At 69.9% G+C, this 19,213-nt stretch carries 14 protein-coding genes; 7 read left to right on the top strand and 7 right to left on the bottom strand.

Annotated features, from left to right (window positions below; all coding sequences use genetic code 11):
- Positions 1 to 50: 50 nt before the first annotated feature.
- Both AB0J87_RS17400 and AB0J87_RS17395 read right to left on the bottom strand, forming a co-directional pair.
- Positions 51 to 1,541: a hypothetical protein gene (locus AB0J87_RS17400; RefSeq protein ID WP_363966250.1), complete on the bottom strand. Its 1,491-nt coding sequence runs from the start codon at positions 1,539 to 1,541 to the stop codon at positions 51 to 53.
- A gap of 175 nt (positions 1,542 to 1,716) precedes the next feature.
- The gene (locus AB0J87_RS17395; RefSeq protein ID WP_185078019.1) at positions 1,717 to 1,941 is read right to left on the bottom strand and encodes a hypothetical protein; all 225 of its coding nucleotides are present in this window, start codon (positions 1,939 to 1,941) and stop codon (positions 1,717 to 1,719) included.
- A 154-nt stretch (positions 1,942 to 2,095) separates the two neighbouring features.
- Between AB0J87_RS17395 and AB0J87_RS17390 the strand changes: the two genes are divergently transcribed.
- The 3 genes from AB0J87_RS17390 to AB0J87_RS17380 all read left to right on the top strand — a co-directional run bounded on the left by AB0J87_RS17390 (position 2,096) and on the right by AB0J87_RS17380 (position 6,897).
- A complete protein-coding gene (locus AB0J87_RS17390) occupies positions 2,096 to 2,659 on the top strand; it encodes an HhH-GPD-type base excision DNA repair protein (RefSeq protein WP_363966248.1) in 564 nt (187 codons plus the stop codon).
- Between the two features lie 246 nt (positions 2,660 to 2,905).
- A complete protein-coding gene (locus AB0J87_RS17385) occupies positions 2,906 to 5,002 on the top strand; it encodes a SpoIIE family protein phosphatase (protein WP_355204572.1) in 2,097 nt (698 codons plus the stop codon).
- A 242-nt stretch (positions 5,003 to 5,244) separates the two neighbouring features.
- Positions 5,245 to 6,897: an RNA polymerase sigma factor gene (locus AB0J87_RS17380; protein ID WP_355204569.1), complete on the top strand. Its 1,653-nt coding sequence runs from the start codon at positions 5,245 to 5,247 to the stop codon at positions 6,895 to 6,897.
- Positions 6,898 to 7,931: 1,034 nt separating this feature from the next.
- Here the strand turns inward: AB0J87_RS17380 and AB0J87_RS17375 are convergent.
- Positions 7,932 to 8,678, bottom strand: coding sequence for a peroxide stress protein YaaA (locus AB0J87_RS17375; RefSeq protein WP_363966245.1), 747 nt, complete (start codon positions 8,676 to 8,678; stop codon positions 7,932 to 7,934).
- Positions 8,679 to 9,025: 347 nt separating this feature from the next.
- Here AB0J87_RS17375 and AB0J87_RS17370 point away from each other — a divergent pair, with 347 nt between their 5' ends.
- Positions 9,026 to 9,766 (top strand): GNAT family N-acetyltransferase, encoded by a 741-nt coding sequence (locus AB0J87_RS17370; RefSeq protein ID WP_363966243.1) that lies wholly within the window; start codon positions 9,026 to 9,028, stop codon positions 9,764 to 9,766.
- Positions 9,767 to 10,204: 438 nt separating this feature from the next.
- On the opposite strand, the gene AB0J87_RS17365 is transcribed toward AB0J87_RS17370, so the two are convergent.
- Positions 10,205 to 10,435, bottom strand: a complete 231-nt coding sequence (locus AB0J87_RS17365; RefSeq protein ID WP_192786721.1) for a hypothetical protein — start codon at positions 10,433 to 10,435, stop codon at positions 10,205 to 10,207.
- Between the two features lie 247 nt (positions 10,436 to 10,682).
- Between AB0J87_RS17365 and AB0J87_RS17360 the strand changes: the two genes are divergently transcribed.
- Positions 10,683 to 12,749 carry a DNA topoisomerase IV subunit B gene (locus AB0J87_RS17360; RefSeq protein ID WP_363966241.1) on the top strand — a complete coding sequence of 689 codons (2,067 nt, stop codon included), beginning with the start codon at positions 10,683 to 10,685 and terminating at the stop codon, positions 12,747 to 12,749.
- Positions 12,750 to 13,769: 1,020 nt separating this feature from the next.
- On the opposite strand, the gene AB0J87_RS17355 is transcribed toward AB0J87_RS17360, so the two are convergent.
- Positions 13,770 to 14,264: a carbonic anhydrase gene (locus tag AB0J87_RS17355; protein ID WP_350739128.1), complete on the bottom strand. Its 495-nt coding sequence runs from the start codon at positions 14,262 to 14,264 to the stop codon at positions 13,770 to 13,772.
- Between the two features lie 139 nt (positions 14,265 to 14,403).
- Between AB0J87_RS17355 and AB0J87_RS17350 the strand changes: the two genes are divergently transcribed.
- Positions 14,404 to 14,721 (top strand): hypothetical protein, encoded by a 318-nt coding sequence (locus tag AB0J87_RS17350; protein WP_350739125.1) that lies wholly within the window; start codon positions 14,404 to 14,406, stop codon positions 14,719 to 14,721.
- Between the two features lie 293 nt (positions 14,722 to 15,014).
- Here AB0J87_RS17350 and AB0J87_RS17345 read toward each other — a convergent pair whose 3' ends face one another.
- Positions 15,015 to 15,578: a thioredoxin family protein gene (locus AB0J87_RS17345; protein WP_363966238.1), complete on the bottom strand. Its 564-nt coding sequence runs from the start codon at positions 15,576 to 15,578 to the stop codon at positions 15,015 to 15,017.
- A gap of 55 nt (positions 15,579 to 15,633) precedes the next feature.
- On the opposite strand from AB0J87_RS17345, the gene AB0J87_RS17340 reads away from it, so the two are divergent.
- Positions 15,634 to 16,005, top strand: a complete 372-nt coding sequence (locus AB0J87_RS17340; RefSeq protein ID WP_363966237.1) for a VOC family protein — start codon at positions 15,634 to 15,636, stop codon at positions 16,003 to 16,005.
- A 45-nt stretch (positions 16,006 to 16,050) separates the two neighbouring features.
- Here AB0J87_RS17340 and AB0J87_RS17335 read toward each other — a convergent pair whose 3' ends face one another.
- The gene (locus tag AB0J87_RS17335) at positions 16,051 to 19,098 is read right to left on the bottom strand and encodes a glycoside hydrolase family 3 N-terminal domain-containing protein (protein WP_363966235.1); all 3,048 of its coding nucleotides are present in this window, start codon (positions 19,096 to 19,098) and stop codon (positions 16,051 to 16,053) included.
- Positions 19,099 to 19,213 lie beyond the last annotated feature (115 nt).

Genomic DNA, 19,213 nt, shown 5'->3' with positions numbered 1-19,213 from the left:
AGAAAATTCTACGGCGGTCCGCGTCCGGCGGTCCGTCGCGGGGACCGTTCCTAGAACTCGTCCGGGATGTCGGCGATGTCGTCCAGCGCCGCCGCCAGCTCGTCGGGGTCGCCGCCGATCCGCTCGGCGATCTCGATCAGCACGTGGAGCACGTCGTGGCGGTCGTGGCCGAGGTCGAGCAGGCGCTGCGCGGCCTCCCACAGCTGCGGCGGGTCGCCCTCCCACAGCCGGGTGGCGATCTCCTCGTGCCAGGCCAGGTGCTCCTGGTCGATCGCGTCGCCGTGGTCGATCTCGAGCAGCGTACGCCGGTCCGCCTGGTCGGCGGGGTTGAGCTTGTCGAGCTCGATCCCGTTGTGCACGCCCTGCAGGTACGGGAACGCGAAGACCCGCCTGGCCAGCGCCGACAGGTCGCCGTCCGGCAGCAGCCGCTCCAGCAGCGGCCGGTCGAGCCCGAAGGACGTCGGGTCCCGGTACGCCTCGGGGAACTTGCCGATCGCCTCCCACACCGCGTCCAGCGTGGCCTTGAGCCCCTGCTCCGGCAGGCCCGTGCGGTGGGCGGCGAAGCGCACCCACGCCGACAGCACGTGCGGCATCGCCTCCTGCTCGGCCACGCTCAGCATCACCTTGCGCGGCAGCCAGTCGAGCAGGAACGTTTCACATTTGGTCGGGCTGACCCGCAGCGGACGGTTGAAGTCCTGGTCGCAGCCGTAGTCGATGATGTGGTCGGCGCAGCGCGAGGCCGCCGACGGGTCGGACAGGTGCTCGGCCGCGTCGGACGCCAGGAACTCCGCCGCCAGCATGGCCCGCCGCTCCCTGCTGTACGGGGCCTCGGTGTGCCGCGGCGCAGGCCGCTTGCGCCCGGGAGGCAGCGCCTTGAGCCTGGCGCGGGCGAAGGCGTGGTAGGCGCTGTAGCTGTCGCTCACCGGCGGCGGCGTCTTCGGCTCCCTGGTGGCCTTCATGGCCGACTCCAGCAGCGCCCTGGCCTGCTCGGGCTCGATCTCCTCGAACAGCAGCAGCGGATTGCCCGCCGCCTCGGCCCTGGCCTGCTCCAGCAGCTTGTCGACCTGCGAGGACACCCAGGCGTCCCGGGCCATGCCGCTCATGTTGTAGTCGACCACCATGACGAGAGCGTGCCGGTCGACGGGCAGCGAGCCCTCGTCCCAGCGGTAGGCGAAGGTGCAGATCACCGTGTCCTGGTCGCCGTAGGAGTCGCGGGAGACGTAACAGCCCGCCGGCTTGACCGCGCCCACCCGGTCGGCCCAGCCAGGCCTGGCCACCCCCGACTCCATCATGGCCAGCGCCGCGCCCTCGGCCTTGGCGCCCTGGCGGGCCGTGCCCAGATAGGCCAGGCAGATGAGCAGCGTCAGCGAGGCCGGCGTGCCGGCCTTGGCGGCGTAGTCGACCAGTCCCTCCCCGAGCACCTGCTCCACGTCGCCGCCCCTGACCCGCCTGCCCCACCAGGCCCCGATCATGTCGGAGACCATCAGCTCCGCGTCCAGAGGGGTGCGTACGGCGAGCAGCTCGCGAGCCGCCTGCACCATCTCCTTGAACACGTCGTCTGGCGGGGTGCTCTCCCGGGGATCTCGTCGGTGTCGGCGCACACCCTCACTCTCTCGTATTCCAGGCGCAAACGGTGCGGAGAACTCGGCCTGGTGACCCCGATGTTATCGGGGACTTCTGGATGGGACTTAACTCGACTTCCGGGCTTTTGTTTGTCTACCGGGAACTTCGGGGCGGAGGCGCTGAGTTGACGATCGCGAGCAGATGCTCGCGAGCGATGCGCTCCACGATCTCCGGCGTCGCCGAGACGCCGAGATGCTGCGCACACGCGCACACGTCGGCCACGCAGCGGTCGATCGTGTCCACGGGCACGGTCAGGAACTCTTCGGCCAGCCTGAGACTGACCGGCTCCCGCAGGAACCGTGTGGCCAGAGCGAGCATAGAAGTGAGATTCCTCTGGAGACCAGGGGGCAAACCCCCAGGAATGTCGGCAGGGCGACTTGCGCTCTCATTTCACCTTTTCTCGGGCTGCTGTCAAGGCTCCGCGGCGGTTGTGTTCACTTCACCCGGTGCCCATTCGTGCGAAGCTGTCTCCATGCGCATCCAGCTCGCCCAGCGGAGCGAGGCAGACGAGCTCCTCGGCCGCAGCCCGCTCGCCCTGCTTGTCGGCATGCTGCTCGACCAGCAGATCCCCATGGAATGGGCGTTCACGGGGCCATATACGATCTCCCAGCGTCTGGGCCACGACCTGACCGCCGGGGAGATCGCCTCCTACGACCCGGAGGTGTTCGCGGCGCTGCTGGCCGAGAAGCCGGCCGTGCACCGCTACCCCAAGTCCATGGCGGCCCGGGTCCAGCAGCTCGCCGCCTACTTCGTCGAGCACTACGACGGTCAGCCGGAGAAGCTGTGGGCAGACGCCGCCGACGGCAAAGAGTTGCTGAAACGACTGATGGCCCTGCCGGGATACGGCAAACAGAAGGCCCAGATTTTTCTGGCATTGCTGGGGAAGCAGTTGGAGGTCCAGCCGCCGGGCTGGCGGGAAGCGGCCGGACACTATGGCGAGGAGGGGTCGAGCCGGTCGGTCGCCGACGTGGTCGACGCCGACAGCCTGGCCCGAGTGCGAGCCTTCAAGCAGGAGGCGAAGCGCGCGGCGAAGTAGTTGGGGCCGGGGTCTCGGCCCCGGCCATCGAGCGCTGTAACCTGATCTTGCTGCGCAATGTGGAGCGACTTTGACAGGATGCGTAGACCCTAAAGGCGACCGGGCCGCGGCAGGGGCTTCCGTCCGCACATGCCCATCGCCGATGATGTACTGCAGAATCCGGTCGCCCGGAGCTGCGCTACGCCGATACACAGTTATGGAGATGTGCCGCGTGGGAGACCCTGGCACGCGACGGAGGTGCGGACCATGAGTGCCGAGACCTCCGTTCCCCGTCCCCGGGAGTCGGATGTGGACATCTCGGACTCCGCTCTGTTCAAGGGCATGTTGTCGGAGGCCGAGTTCGCCTTCGCGTTCTTCGACGGCGACGGCCGCATCCAGCGGGTCAACGACGTGTTCAGCGACGTCGTCAACGTGCCCGCCGAGCGCATGGCCGGCAGGCTGCCGGTCGAGGTGCTGGCCGCCGACCTCAGTCAGATCATCACCCACGCCGTGCAGGCCGTCATCGAGACCGACGCGCCCGTCACCGAGGGCCGCGTACGCGTGCGGACGGCGGAGGGCGACACCAGGCACTGGTCGCTGTCGTTCTCGCCGGTCCACGACGAGGCGGCGGGCGAGCTGCGCGCCATCGCGCTCGTCGGGCTCGACGTGACCGAGAGCCGCCAGACCGAGGAGGCGCTGCGCCGCAGCGAGGAGCGCTACCGCTCGCTCGTCGAGGCCCAGTCGCAGCTCGTCTGGATCACCTCCCCCACCGGCGCGGTCGTCGAGGACGCTCCCCAGTGGCGCGCCATCACCGGCCAGGGCCTGGAGGAATACCTCGCCAACGGCTGGCTGGAGGTCGTCCACCCCGAGGAGCGCCAGCAGACCGAGGAGGCCTGGAGGGAGGCGCTGCGCGGGCGCACCATGTTCGAGTGGAACTACCGCGTGCGCACCCGGGCCAGCGGCTACCGGCACTTCGAGGTGCGGGCCGTGCCGATCATCAGGCACGGCCGGGTCGTCGAGTGGGTCGGCGCCAACACCGACGTCACCCCGCAGCGCGAGGCCGAGGAGATGCGCGGCAGGCTGACCGACCAGCTCGGCGCCGCCGCCCTGCGCACCGCCCGGCTCCAGGGGGCCACCGCCCAGCTGGCCGAGGCCCTGACGGTCGAGCAGGTGGTGCAGGTCATCATCGACGTGGGCCGCACGGCCCTGGCCGCCGACCGCTCGGCCGTGGCGCTGCTCGACCCCGACCGCGCGGCGCTCAAGCTGATCAACGGCGAGGGCATCATGGAGGCCTCCGGGATCACGGGTGACGAGATCCCGCTGTCCCACTCCAACGTGATGACCATGGCCGTCAACAGCCGCCGTCCGGTCTTCGCCGAGTCGCCCGAGTCGCTGAAGGCCCAGCTGCTCGAGGCGGGCGACGACGAGGAGATCCTGGCCGGCTTCATCACCCACGGCGACGAGCGGGCCTGGGTGGGCCTGCCGCTGCTGGCGGCGGGGAGGGCTCTGGGAGCGCTCCGATTCTCCTTCACGAGGCCGGTGAAGATCTCCCAGGAGGACGGCGTCTTCCTGGAGGCGCTGGCCGGCCAGTGCGCGCTGGCGGTCGAGCGGGCCACGCTGTTCGAGCGTGAGCACCGCACCGCCGAGACGCTGCAGCGCAGCCTGCTGCCCGACCGCCTGCCCGTGATCAAGGGTCTGGTGCTGGCCCAGCGCTTCCGCTCGGGCAGCCGCCACGTCCAGGTCGGCGGTGACTGGTACGACGCGTTCGTCCTGCAGGACGGGCGGGTCGCGGCGGTCGTCGGCGACGTCATGGGCAAGGGCGTCAAGGCCGCGGCGGGCATGGGCCGCATCCGCAACGCCATGCGGGCGCTGGCGCTGACCAACCCGCCGCCCGCGGCCGTGCTGACCGGGCTCGACCGGGTCTTCGAGGCCACGGAAGAGGAAGAACAGGTCACGACTTTGGCGTACATGGTCGTGGAGCCGGTCACCGGCGAGGGCACTCTGGCCCTGGCCGGCCACCCGCCTCCCGTCCTGGTTTCGCCGCAGGGCACGGCGATCCTGTGCGACGGCGAGCCCGGCACTCCGCTAGGCTGGCCGACCAGCCGCAGGCAGTTCCGGTTCGTGGTGCCGCCCGGCCATACCGCCGTGCTCTACTCCGACGGTCTCGTCGAGAACAGGAAGCGCGGGCTGGATGCCGGATTGGCAGACCTTTGCAGTGTTGTGACCGAAGCTCCGCCTGAAGTTGTGAGTAGTCCGCACATGTTGCTGGACTTCCTGGTTGACCGGATGTTGTCTGGATATGAACAGGATGATGACGTTACCGCGCTAGCAATTCACGTCCCGCCAGCCACGAAGAGTGACTGAATGAAACAGTCATAACGGTTGCTTTCGGGTATCAGTGCCCCGCTTACGTACGCACTACTGTCTCGGTCGGCCTAGGGTGGAGGTCAACCGCCGGGAGGTGGCCGTACGGAGCGCGGGGTCGTGCCAGAATGCTGTGCAGGTCCGTCGCGGTCCGCACGGCCTCACCGATCTCCGAGAGAGGCAACAGCCCCCCAGCGGGCATCTGGGTCCATAGTCGCCACGCGTTCGTTCGAGAGGTGTTCGTGTCGCCTGCAAGTTCGACTCGCTCGAAGCCACAAGAGCTGAACGAGCCCGTCATTCAGCGACTGCTCGAGCGTGGGCGCTCGCAGGGTTTCCTCGAGTCTGAGGATGTCCGTCAGGCCTTTGAGGAGGCGGACATCCCCATGTCGCACGCCGCCGCGTTCTTGCGGAACCTCAGCAAAGAGGGCGTGACCGTGGTCGTGACCGCCGCGGATTCGGCTGCGCCGAAGAAGTCTCGTGGTCCAGCAAAGCGCCGCACCGCTGCCCCCGTCAAGACCAAGACGGCAGCGGCCGCCAAAGAGCAGCAGCCCGAGACCGTGACCGCGGTCGTGGGCACCACTGAAGCCGAGCCGGCCGCCAAGAAGGCGGCCCCTGCCAAGAAGGCCGCTCCGGCGGCGAAGAAGGCCGCGGCTCCCGCCGCCGCCAAGAAGGCCGAGCCGAAGAGCGCTGGGCCTGCCGAGACCAAGCCGAAGCCCGAGTCCCGGGCCGACGCCGACGACGACGAGGACATCGAGCTCGACGGCGACGTGGAGCTGGAGGACCTCGAGGACATCGACGTCGAGGACGACGAGATCGTGGCCGAGGACTCCGACTCCGAAGGTGAGGAGGAGTCCGACGACGAGTCCGACGCCGAGCCCAAGCCTTCCGAGGTCGCCGCGGTCCAGAAGACCGAGGACGAGGTCCTCATCCTGTCCGACGACGACGATGACGCCCCGGTCGCCCAGGTGGCCGCCGCCGGCGCCACCGCCGACCCGGTCAAGGACTACCTCAAGCAGATCGGCAAGGTCCCCCTGCTCAACGCCGAGCAGGAGGTCGAGCTCGCCAAGCGCATCGAGGCGGGCCTGTTCGCCGAGGAGCAGCTCGGCGGCGGGGAGACCGAGGGGCTGCCGGTCGACGTCAAGGCCGAGCTGGAGTGGATCGCCGAGGACGGTCGCCGGGCCAAGAACCACCTGCTGGAGGCCAACCTCCGGCTCGTGGTCTCGCTGGCCAAGCGCTACACCGGCCGCGGCATGCTCTTCCTCGACCTGATCCAGGAAGGCAACCTGGGTCTGATCAGGGCCGTCGAGAAGTTCGACTACACCAAGGGCTACAAGTTCTCCACCTACGCCACGTGGTGGATCCGGCAGGCGATCACGCGTGCCATGGCCGACCAGGCGCGGACCATCCGCATCCCGGTCCACATGGTCGAAGTGATCAACAAGCTGGCCCGCGTCCAGCGGCAGATGCTGCAGGACCTGGGCCGCGAGCCCACGCCGGAAGAGCTGGCCCGCGAGCTGGACATGACGCCCGAGAAGGTCGTCGAGGTCCAGAAGTACGGCCGTGAGCCCATCTCTCTCCACACCCCGCTGGGTGAGGAGGGCGACAGCGAGTTCGGCGACCTCATCGAGGACTCCGAGGCCATCGTCCCAGCCGACGCCGTCAGCTTCACGCTGCTCCAGGAGCAGCTGCACTCCGTTCTCGACACGTTGTCGGAGCGGGAGGCGGGCGTCGTCTCGATGCGCTTCGGTCTCACCGACGGGCAGCCGAAGACGCTGGACGAGATCGGCAAGGTTTACGGGGTCACCCGTGAGCGCATCCGCCAGATCGAGTCGAAGACCATGTCCAAGCTGCGCCACCCCTCGCGCTCCCAGGTCCTCCGGGACTACTTGGACTAACACGCACGAATCCCCCGCCCCGCCCGGTCCTTCCGTGCGGGGCGGCGGCATTCCCACCCACCATCCCACCCCGCGTCTGCCACACCGCAGCCGCCTCCGCCGCACGCCCCACCACCCAGCCGACGGCCCTGTCTCACACCCCGTCACCCAGCTGACGGCCCTGCTGCACGCCTCGTCACCCAACCGACGGCCCTGCTGCACGCCGCGCCAGACCGCTGACGGTTCTGCCGTACTCCCCGCACCGCCGCTGGATCATGGTCGCTCGTCGCGTCGTTGGCACCTCAGCTGCACCCGGCCGTTGGCACCTCGGCTGCACCCATGCCGCCGCTCCACCACACCGGCCGTTGGCACCGCCGCTGCGCCCCCGCCACCGCCCCACCGGCCGTTGGCACCTCGGCTGCACCTCCGCCCCCTCGGCCGGTGGCACCGCCGCTGCGCCGTCGGTGGCTTTTCGCAGTCCCCAACGCCTCAGTTGCACCATCGCCGCGCCGCCGTACCCCTACGGGACCGCCGCTGCAGCGTCGATGGCTTGACGCACTGTCACCACCGCCCCCACTGCACCACGGGTGGCTCTGTCGCGCTCCCGTCGCTCTCCACCGCACTACGGGGCGCCCCCGGTCGCATCGCTGGCGCCGCGTATATCCAGCGTCGCGGCCGTGCGACACGCCCGGGCAGCCGGTGATCGTGCGAAACGCCTGGGCAGTTCGCGATCGTGCGACACGCCCGGGGCGCTGCGCTGACGATCGTGGCCCGCAGCCCGCCGCGTGCCTCCGACACGCCCGGGCTCAGGCGCATGCGCCTCGCCCGAGCCCGGATGTATGCCCCCGCGTCAGCGACGGTCAGCAGTCCCAGTACCCCCACCGCACGCCAATCGCCCCACCCCACGCCCGTTGTGGCACGGCTCGTGGAGACGTATCCCCGCCTGAGGGTCGTCGCTACGGCGGTCACCGTCGAGAGGCGGCATCACCAGGGCGGGCCCGCCCTTGACCGGCTCCCTGCGATCGGGCGATGGGCAGTAGCCGTCCCGCGACCCCTTACGCCGGGTCGGTGACGTGCACGTCGAGGGTCCAGGGGCGGTTGGCGCGAGCGGGCTCGGCCAGGTCGATGGTGTAGCCCAGGGCATCGAGAGTCTTGGCCAGCTCATCAGGGGTGTCCGGGGCGGTGTCGTGCCGCAGAAGGGCTCGGGCGATCTCGCCCCGGGTCGCCTTGGCCATGTGGCTGACGACCTTGCCGTCCCGGAACACCCGTACCGTCACCGACCGTGCACCAGGCTGCCAGGCGCTCGCGTACGTGGCCGAACGGAGATCCACCACCAGCCCCGGCACCCTGTCCAGCTCCTTGGCGATCAACGGACGCCAGAACGTGGCCAGCCCGCCGAGAGGCGGGAGATTGACGCCCATCGAGAGCCGGTACGGCGGGATGAGATCTGTGATTCTCACCACACCCCACAGGCCGGAGAAGATCAGCACCGCCTCCTCCGCCCGCCTCCGCGCCTCGTCGTCGAGGGTGCCCAGCCCGAGGTTGTCGTAGAGGACGCCGGTGTAGAGGTCGGCGGCAGGCAGGGTGGGGGCGGTCTTGAGGGCCGCGTTCTTGACCAGCTCGCCAGCGAGCCCAGGCGTGAGGCCGAGCACGTCGAGGGCGTCGCGGCGCTTGGAGGCCCGTACGAGCGAGTTCAGCACGCGCTTGCGGGCCTTGTCGAGGGTGGGGAAGGACAGCTCGCCGACGGGCGGCCCGCTGCCTTCGGGCGCCTTCCCCTCGGACGGCGGCAACAGGATCAGCACAACCCCCTACCTTATTGCTCCTGGTCGGAGGCTCTCCCGCCGTCCCCGTCACGATCTTTTACGGTGGCCCAAGCGGGCACCACCCGCCGACCGTGGCCGGGCTCTGTCCAGGGTGACGCTCACCGGGTGGACATGGCCGGCCGCCGCAACGGCGCCCCCTGGGCCATGTTCTTCGCTGAATCGTCGGCCTCGGGCGCAGGCTCCCGGCATGGCGGCGAGTCCCGCTCCGGCGTCGGGCCCGGCCCTGCGGCACGCTGTTGAAGCGTTCTGGGGAGGCTTCAGCCCCGGCAACCGGCGCCCGGCAGGCAGGAGGGAGGGCGTATTCGGAGGTCGGCTAGGCTGCGCGGGTGAATTTCGACCTCCTTGTCCATGAGGCCTGGCCCGCCTATGAGCAGCGCGTTCACGACGGATGGGTGCTTCGTTACGCCGGTGGCGTGACCAAGCGGGCCAACTCGGTACTCCCTCTGGACGAGCCCGCCGACCTGGACGGGGCGATCGAGGCGGCGGAGGCCTTCTACGGGGAGCGCGGGGTGCGTTGCGTCTTCTCGCTGGGGCCGAACGCCACGCCCGGGCTGGACGAGGAGCTGGAGCGGAGAGGCTATGAACTGGTCGATCCGACCGTCATCATGGCCGGCTCGCCCGCCGGCCCTCCGCCCCCGTACCAGGTGAGGATCGAGGACCGGCCGTGGCAGGGCTGGCTGGAGACGTGGTGGGCCGTGGACGGTCGTTACGGCACCGGGTTCGAGGAGGCGGAGCGCATCTGCACCGGGGTGCCCGCCTGGTACGCGGCGTTCGAGGAGGACGGCGTGGCGCTGGCCGTCGGCCGGGCCGTGCCCCAGGCCGGCACGTACGGTGTCTCTCGGGACGAGGCGTCCTCGCAGAGTGACACGCTTGGGATCTACTGCATGGCCACCCTGCCCCAGGCCCGCAGGCGGGGACTGGCTCGTGCGGTCATCCGGGCGCTCGTGCGGCATGCGGATGCGAAATCCGCCTACCTGGTCACCACGGCCCCGAACCTGGCCGCGCAGGCTCTCTACCGTGGTGAGGGACTCGAGATCGTGGACCGGTACCACTACCGGGTCCGCTGACCGGCCTCGCTGTCGCTTTGGGCGCGGCCGATGCTTCTGGGCACGACCGCTTCGATATCGGTCCCGGCGGCCGCTCTGCGGGGGTCTGGCGTCCCGCAAAGTCGCGCGTCCGCCTGCCAAGTCACGCGTCTGCCCGTGAAGCGGCTTACCTGCCCGTGAAGTCGCACGTCTGCCCGTGGAGTCGTGCGTCTGCCTGTGAAGCGGCGCGTCTGTCGCGAAGTCGCGCGTCTGCCTGCGAAGTGGCCGACCTGCCTGCGAAGTCGCGCGTCTGCGTGTGCACCGGCCGATCCGCTCGTATAAAGCCCGTTCTCCGTGCATTACGGCGTGTCTCCGGGCATAACCGAGTGACTGAACGCAGAACGGCGGCCCCGGGCGGTGCCGGGGTCGCCGTTCTGCGTTGTCGCTATATGTGGTTATCTCAGCACGACAGGCGCTGCGTCAGCGCTCGTCGTTGGGGGCAATTGAAGAGGTTTCGCTGAGTCGAGCCGACTCGTCCAGGATGTCGGCACCCTTTTCGCGCAGCGCTGCGATGTGCTGACGCCCGTGGTGGGCGCAGAACAGCAACTCCCCACCCACAGGCAGGGTCGCGCGAATGTAGGCCTGGGCGCCGCAGCGGTCGCAGCGGTCGAGGGCCGTCAGCGGCTTAACGGGGGCGAGAGCTCCAGTCACGTATCGCCTTTCGGGTCACCCCCGCCGAAGCGAGGATCTGGCGTCAGTCACTTGGAACAACATCTAACCGGACGTGGACGTTCCCAACCGCCCCCTCTCTACGCCCAGAGCGGAATGTGTCCCAAAGTAATGACGATCAGCCGGTTGGTAACGGCAAACGTGTCGGCATGGCAAGCTTGTACGCGCGCGTGTGGGAAGAACGGTAAGCTACGCACACGTGTTCGATGCCTAGACCAGGGGAGCTGGAGTGACGCTAGTGGAGGCGGGTTACACGGCTCGTCACCTGTCGGTGCTTGAGGGCCTGGAAGCAGTTCGCAAGCGCCCTGGTATGTACATCGGGTCCACCGACAGCCGCGGGCTCATGCACTGCCTCTGGGAGATCGTGGACAACGGCGTCGACGAGGCGCTGGCGGGTCATTGTGACCGCATCGAGGTCGAGCTCTACGCCGACGGTTCCATCGAGGTGCGCGACAACGGCCGGGGCATCCCCGTCGACATCGAGCCCAAGAGCGGTCTGGCCGGGGTCGAGCTGGTTTATACCAAGCTGCACGCGGGCGGCAAGTTCGGCGGCGGCTCCTACGGCGCGTCCGGTGGCCTGCACGGCGTCGGCGCCTCCGTGGTCAACGCCCTGTCCTCGCGAGTGGACGTCGAGGTCGACCGCGACGGCAAGGTCCACGAGATCAGCTTCCGCCGTGGCGTCCCCGGGATCTTCGACGGCCCCGGGCCCACCGCGAAGTTCAAGAAGAAGTCCGGCCTGCGCATCGGCGACAAGCTCCCCAAGAACCCCGCCGGCACCCGTGTGCGCTTCTGGGCCGACAAGCAGATCTTCCTGCCCGACGCCGAGGTCTCGCTCGACGAGATCCACGTGCGCCTGCGGCAGACCGCGTTCCTGGTGCCCGGCCTGACGCTGGCCGTCTTCGACAGCAGGCACGAGGAGCGCACCGAGGAGGAGTTCCGCTTCGACGGCGGCATCTCCGAGTTCACCGAGTTCCTGGCCCGCGACGAGGCCGTGTGCGAGGTGCTGCGGCTGCAGGGCCTGGGCCACTTCCACGAGACCGTGCCGGTCCTCGACGACCAGGGCCACATGACGCCCACCGAGGTGCAGCGCGAGCTCACCGTCGACGTGGCGATCCGCTGGGGCAAGGGCTACGAGTCGACCGTCCGCTCGTTCGTCAACGTGATCTCCACCCCCAAGGGTGGCACCCACCTGACCGGGTTCGAGCGCGGCCTGGTGCGCACGGTCAACGAGCTGCTGCGCGAGACGCGCCTGCTGAAGAACGGCGACGACCCCGTCACCAACAGCGACATCTCCGAGGGCCTGACCGGCGTGGTCACGGTCCGGGTGCCGGAGCCGCAGTTCGAGGGCCAGACCAAGGAGGTGCTCGGCACCTCTGCGGCCACCCGCATCGTCTCCCACGTGGTCTCCCGCGAGCTGAGGGAGCTGTTCACCAACCCGCCGCGCGGCTTCAAGCAGCAGTTGCGCGCCGTGCTCGAGAAGATCGTCGCCGCCGCCAAGGCCCGCATCGCGGCCCGCGAGCACCGCGACAACCAGCGGCGCAAGAGCGCGCTGGAAAACTCGGCGCTCCCGGCGAAGCTGGTCGACTGCCGCAGCGACGGCATCGACCGCAGCGAGTTGTTCATCGTCGAGGGTGACTCGGCCCTTGGCACGGCCAAGCTGGCCCGCGACTCGGAGTTCCAGGCGCTGCTGCCGATCCGGGGCAAGATCCTCAACGTCCAGAAGGCGTCCGTGAGCGACATGCTCAAGAACGCCGAGTGCGCCGCCATCATCCAGGTCGTCGGGGCCGGGTCCGGGCGCTCGTTCGACATCGAGTCCGCCCGCTACGGCAAGGTCATCCTCATGGCCGACGCCGACGTGGACGGTGCCCACATCCGCTGCCTGCTGCTGACCCTCTTCCACCGCTACATGCGGCCGATGGTGGAGGCGGGGCGCGTGTTCGCCGCCGTGCCGCCGCTGCACCGCATCGAGCTGACCAACCCCGGGCGGGGCAAGGAGAAGTACATCTACTGCTACTCGGACGCCGAGCTGCAGAAGGTGCTGCGGGATCTCGAACGCCGGGGCAAGCGGTGGAAGGACCCCGTGCAGCGGTACAAGGGTCTGGGCGAGATGGACGCCGACCAGCTGGCCGAGACGACCATGGACCCGCGCCACCGCGTCCTGCGCCGCGTCCGCATCGAGGACGTCGAGGAGGCCGAGGCCATCTTCAACCTGCTCATGGGGAGCGAGGTTGCGCCTCGGCGGGAGTTCATCGTCAACAGCGCCGCCGAGGTCGACCGCGACCACATCGACGCCTAGCTGTTCCGCCGTCCGGTGAGGACGTGGAGCCGTTCTGCCGTCCGGTGAGGTTGTGTACGCGGCGGGCGTCTGGGAGGCCGCCCAAGGGACCCAGGGAGAGACCGCCCGCGGTGCCCAGGGTGGCTGGTGAGCCCCCTGTGAAAGGTCAGGGGAGTTCCTGAGGCATGCGCGCGCGGCTCTGAGGTGCCATGCAGGGCCGTTTGGCGATTTCCTGGAGTGGTACCCCGGGTCGCGGCTCAGCGCGGCCTCTCGGGGCTCTGACGCGCGGAGCGGGGCTTCGGATTGCTACGCGTGCGCCGCTGGCTCTTCGCTGACGGTTCTCAGGGCCATGGTGCGGGCCGCCCGGGTTGTCCCAGGGTTCACGATGTCCAGGCTGCTCGGGTCGTCCAGGTGCCCTGGTGCGCGGGGCGGTCGGGGTTGATATGCGGGCCGCTCGGGTCGTTTCAAGGGCCTTGATGCGCGGGCTGGTCGCGTCGTCTCAGGGGTCGTGGTGTGCGGGCTGCTCGGTTGTGAGGGTCCTGGGCTTTGAATGAGCGGGCCGCTCGCGCCGTCTTGGGTGCCTGGTGCGGGCTGGTCGGTTGTGGGATAAGTGGCGCCAGATCGTGCGCCAGTGTTCCACCTGCTCCTGTATGTCCCCCTCCGGACAAGCGCAGGTCGCGAGGCAGGCGGCGACGTACGCCTCCACGAACTTCAGGCGCGGCAGCTTGGGCAGCCCGACCCCGCCAGCACGTACGAGATCGTGCTGAGGGGTATGACGGCGACTTCGGTCCCTGAAACCACCTTGGTGCCACCGAGCCCGCCCACAACCGCAACCGGCGCAGTGCCCCCACGAAGTCGTCCGCGCTCGCGCCGTCGGGGACGAGGGGAGAGCTCAGATCGCCCAAAGCGCGTCCTCTCGTACGGGGACGGGGGGAGAGCTCGGATCGCCCAAAGCGCGTCCTCTCGTACGCGCCCAGGGCGGGTCCGGGGCGCCCGGTCATGCTGTACGGACCGGGCGCCACTCAGGTCAGGTGAATTCCTTCAGAACGCGGCAGGCGTCAGCCGGCCCGTGCGGACGTCGTAGATGGCTCCCGCGATCGGCATGCCCTCCGGCAGGAACGGGCTGGTCCTGATGCGGGTGAGGTCGTGGCGGAGCGCCTCGGTCTGGTCGGGGACCGTGTGGAACTCCAGGCTGCGGGTGTCCACCCCGCGTTCCTGGGTGAGGGCGTGGACGTCCGGGTCGGTGACCTTGGCCATGCCGCAGTCCGTGTGGGGCATGACGAGGACGCGTTCCACGCCGAGCAGGTAGACGGCCAGCACCAGGGTGCGCAGGACGTCGTCCGTCACCCGGGCGCCCGCGTTGCGCAGGATCTTGGCGTCGCCGGGCTTCAGGCCCAGCAGGCCGAGCGGGTCGATGCGGGAGTCCATGCAGGTCACGACGGCCAGCCCACGGCCGGCGCGGCCTGTGAGGCCGGAGTTTCCGAACTTCTTGGCAAACCTCGCGTTGGCGGCATACAGGTCGTCGAACGCACTCATGCAACAAATGATGCACTGCGCCCCAAAGCCAGTGATGGACGGGGTGGCGACTGGCTGGAGTTGGCAAACGTCCCACGAAAAACCGTCACCTTGCGTGATGATGTCGTAGCCGTATGTACGTGATCGAAGAAGGTTTGTCGTGAGTAGGTCCGAATCGCTCGCCGAGTACCTCCGTGCCCAAGCCCGGCGCCGCCTCGACCGCGTGGAGTCCAAGGACGGCGGTCGCAACGCCAGGCTGGCCCTGGCTCTCCTCGACACCGCCGCCTATGCGGCCAGCCTGCCCGAGGACGATCCGCTGATCCTCATGCTGGACCAGGCGGGTTGCTACGGGCCCCTGGGGTGCGAGAGCTTCGACCCAGGGGAGGGAGGCAACCAGCTGATCCGCCACTGGGACGGCGGCGAGCCGCACGAACTGCTGCTGGCCCTCCCACCCGCCGTCAGCGCCGCGGGCGCCTGAGCGGCCCGCCCGCTCGCCGCCCGCGGGCTCCGCCACGCGGGTGCCGCCGGGTTCGAGCACGTCGAACCCGGCGAACAAGCGTGCCACCTTCTCGCGGCCGCAGCGCCGGCTCCTTCCCTGCGGCCCCCACCGCCAGGGCCGACCAGGTGACTGCCGGGGGGCAGGCGGTGGCGACGTGCCACACGGGCAGGCAGCGGGGCACTTCCGACCGGCTTGCCGAGGTCGGTCGGCCGTCACCGCGTCCCGGTAGCTGCTCGGCTGGGCACCGCCCGGTGAGCAGGGCCGGAACCGGATCACGCGGGAGCGTTGCCCGGCTTCCACTTGATGCCGCAGCCGAGCGAAGGGTTCTGCTCCCCGGGCACCGGCTCGCCCTCGAGCACGGCGTCGATGGCGGCGCGCAGCGACTCGCCGGTCACCGGCACCGAGTTGCCCGGCCTGGCGCCGTCGAACTCGCCCCGGTAGACGAGCTGCAGGTGCGCGTCGTACAGGAAGAAGTCAGGCGTGCACGCCGCCCGGTAGGCCTTGGCGACCTCCTGGGTGTCGTCCAGCAGGTACGGAAACGAGAACCCGGCCCGCGCCGCCTGCTCAGCCAGGTGTGTCGGATCATCGTCCGGGTAGTTCACGCTGTCATTGCTGCTGATCGCGACGATGGAAAGCCTGGCGCCGTAGTCGGCGGCCAAGGCGCCGAGGCCCTTCTCGATGTGGCGCACATACGGGCAGTGGTTGGACAGGAAGACCACCAGAGTGGCGGGCGAGCCTTTGAGATCCCCGAGTGAGACACTGCCGCCGTCGATGGCGGTCAGGTCGAAGGCGGGTGCTGGAGTGCCGAGCGGCACCATGTACGAGTTGGCAGCCATGGCATCCATTCTTGTCTGCGGACGTGCCCGCAAACGAATATGAGAGGTGAATCGAGTGAGTGGCATCGCTGAGTTCCGCACTGTCGTGCTCGACTGTCCCGACCCCAGGGCGCTGGCCGAGTTCTACTCCCGGCTGCTGGGATGGCCCGTCACCTACGCCGATGACGAGTGGGCGGTGGTGAGCGACGGCGGGGCTCCCAAGCGGGTGGGGTTCCAGCTCGCCCCCGACTTCCGGCCGCCCACCTGGCCGGACCCGGAGCGCCCCCAGCAGCTCCACCTCGACGTGACGGTGGTCGACATGGACGAGGCGGAGAAGCAGGTGATCGAGATCGGCGCGACCAAGCACGAGCACCAGCCGAGCGAGGACGACAGCTTCCGGGTGTTCCTGGATCCGGCCGGACACCCGTTCTGCCTGTGCCGCGACTGATGTGAGGGGCTGTTCCCGCCGGGGCGGGAACAGCCCCTCGTGACCTCAGCGGGCGGCCTGGGCCAGCAGGTCCACCGCCTTCCTCAGGTTGCCCGCCGCCAGCTCGTGGTCGGCCGCCGCCTGCAGGTCGGGCCGCCTGCCCGCGCCCTGCGCGACGTCCCTGGCCACCGACACGACGGCGTCGTCCACGGTGTACGCGTCCGTCTTCGACCGTTCGAGCAGCGTCGCGGCCGTGCCCAGGGCGCCCAGGACGGCCCGCGCGTCACGTACGGACCCGTCGGCGTTCCAGGCGCGCGCGGGCAGCGCGAGGACCAGCGACGCGGCCTTGGAGAAGCCGTCGCCGGAGGCGAGCCGGTCGCGCGCCGCCTTGAGCCGGTCGCGGGCCCGGTCGGTGCGCAGCCCCCACCCGTAAGGCCAGAGCGGGTCATAGGCCGCGTCGCCCACGTTGATCGGCAGCTGCGCCACCGAGCGGAACCAGGTGAACGGCAGCCGCCCCGTGTACGGCACCGCCCCGAACAATGGGTCGGCCACCCCCGCGCCCTCGGTGCCCGGCAGCCAGGAGGCCACCACGGCCTCGACGCCCGACAGGTCGCCGAGCTGCAGCGGACGCCCGGAGACGACCAGGACCGCGCACTTCATCGCCCCGCACACCTTGTCGATCGCGGCCCGGTCGGCGGCCGACAGCTCCAGCGTGCGCCCGGCGCGGCCCACGTCGCCCTGTCCCTCGGCGTACGGGGTCTCGCCCACCACCACGACGCCCACGTCGTGCCCGGCCAGCTCGGCCGAGGCGTCGCGCGAGTACGTCACGGAGGACGCGCGGGAACGGATCGCTGACAGGATCGTGGTGCCGGGAGTGATCGGCCCGGACGAGCCCTGCCAGCTGATCGTCCAGCCGCCGGTCTGGTTGCCGATGTCGTCGGCGTTCGAGCCGGCCACGTAGATCCTGGCGTCGCGGCGCAGGGGGAGCAGGCCGCCGTCGTTCTTCAGCAGCACCTGCGACCTGGCCGCCGCCGTACGCGCGACCGCCCGGTGCGCCGCCGAGCCGACGTCGTCGATCCCCGACCGGTCGGCGTACGGGTGCTCGAACAGCCCCAGCCGGAACTTCTGGGTCAGGATCCTGGCGACCGCGTCGTCCACCCGGCCGACCGGCACGCGCCCGGCCTCGACCTCGGCCTTCAGCGTGCTCTCGAAGGCCGGGTAGGCGTACGGCACCATGATCATGTCGAGCCCGGCGTTGACGGAGGTGCGCACGTCGCTCGGGTAGTCGCCGGGGATCTGGTCGATGGCCTGCCAGTCGCTGATCACGAATCCCTTGAAGCCCAGCCGGCCCTTGAGCACGTCCGTGATCAGCTCCTTGTGGGCGTGCATCTTGAGCGGGCCGTCACCGAAGTCGACGCTGGAGAACGACGGCATGACGGTGGCCACGCCGCGCTTGACCGCCTCCACGAACGGCGCCAGGTGGACCGCCTCCAGCTCCTGGCGGCCGGTCTTGGTGACGCCCTGGTCGATCGTGTAGTCGCCGCTGGTCGAGGAGCCGTACGCGGTGCCTCCGTCGCCGACGTAGTGCTTGGCCGTGGCCAGCACCCCGTTGTCCTGCAGGCCGTCGATGACCGTGGCCATCCGCGACACCAGCGCCGGGTCCTCCCCGAACGACTCGTAGGCCCGCCCCCACCGGTCGTCGCGCGACACGCACAGGCACGGCGCGAAGTCCCAGGGGATGCCGGTGGCCTTGACCTCGCGGGCGGTGATCTCGCCCGCCCGCTCGACGAGGTCGGGGTCGCGGGTGGCGCCCAGGCCCACGTTGTGGGGGAAGATCGTCGCGCCGACCACGTTGTTGTGGCCGTGCACGGCGTCAACGCCGTAGATCAGCGGCACCTGGAGCCGGGTCCGCTGTGCCTGGAGCTGGAACGCGTCGATCATGTCGGCCCAGGCCCGCGGCGTGTTGGACGAGGGGGTGGAGCCGCCGCCCGACAGCAGGGAGCCGAGCACGTACGTGGCGATGTCGCTCTGCTTGCCCAGCGCGCCGCGCTCGGCCTGCGTCATCTGCCCGATCTTCTCGTCCAGCGTCATCCGCCCGATCAGGTCGGCGACGCGTTCCTTGATCGGTTTGCGGGGGTTCAGGTAGGGGAGGCCGTGTGCGTTGATCATGACCACCGGGGCCTCGGCCGGGGGCCTGGTGCCCGTGCCGGACAGCTCGATCGGGATGGTCTCGGCGACCTCGTCCTGGCCGTCCTTCAGCGTCTTGACCGTGAACGCCTTGGCGGCCCCGGACGCCGTGCCCGCGGGGAACGTCAGCGTGCCTTCGACGGGCGTGTAGTCGCCGCCGGGGGTCGCGGTGCCCGTACCGGTCCTGTAGGACACGGCCAGGTCGGCGGGCAGGGGGCGGCCGTCGGCGGTGGCGACGGTGACGTTGACCTTGGCCTCGCCCTTCTCGTTCACCGGGTAGACGGGCCGGTCAGTGGACAGCCTGACCGGGCGCGGGGGAGCGGTGCCGTAGAGCTCGACCTGGTCCCACTCCAGGGTGCCCTGGGAGGAGGCCGGGAGCCGCATCGAGTAGCCCCACATGGCGACCAGGTCCAGCTCACCGTCGGACGGCGCGCCGCCGGGCTGGTAGTCGGCGCGCCTGGTGAAGCTCCCGAACGGCACCTTCACCTGCCGCCAGCCCGCCGTGTCGTCGGTGAACGACGACTCGAACAGCTCGGCGGCGCCTGCCCCGCCGCCGCCGTCCTTGACCTCGAAGAAGATCTTCTGGCCCGAGGCGGCGCCGTTCACCCAGAAGGAGAAGCCCTCGTACGGGGACCAGTCCTGGGTGGCGGCCAGATCGTGCGACCAGCCACCCCACTGGCTCACGGTGTAGACCGACTTGAGCACCCGGTTGGTCGCCGGGGCTCCCGGCCTGCCGGGGCCAGGCTCGATCGTGAGCGTGGGGGTCGAGGCCGCGTCGTTGCCCCAGGCGTACACGCCTGAGGGAACGCTGTCCGACTCGAAATCGGTGATCGTGAGGGGGTCGGCGGCCGCGGCCGCCTGTGGTGCGACGATCAGGGCGGCGACCAGGGAAAGAGCCACCCATAACGGGCGTCTGGATCGGAACACGGTACCTCCAGTAGGAGAGAGAGCGCTCTCCCAGATGAGATCGGTGCCGATCCGTGATTCATAACAGGCGTTGTCGGGCGCCCGCGGCCCCCGCGCCCACGACCACCAACAGCGG

The sequence above is a fragment of the Nonomuraea sp. NPDC049625 genome (assembly GCF_040675285.1).
In the GTDB taxonomy this organism is placed as follows: Bacteria; Actinomycetota; Actinomycetes; order Streptosporangiales; family Streptosporangiaceae; genus Nonomuraea; species Nonomuraea angiospora_A.
The sequence above is the reverse complement of the archived record's forward strand: the minus strand, read 5'-3'. Positions and strand labels throughout refer to the sequence as shown.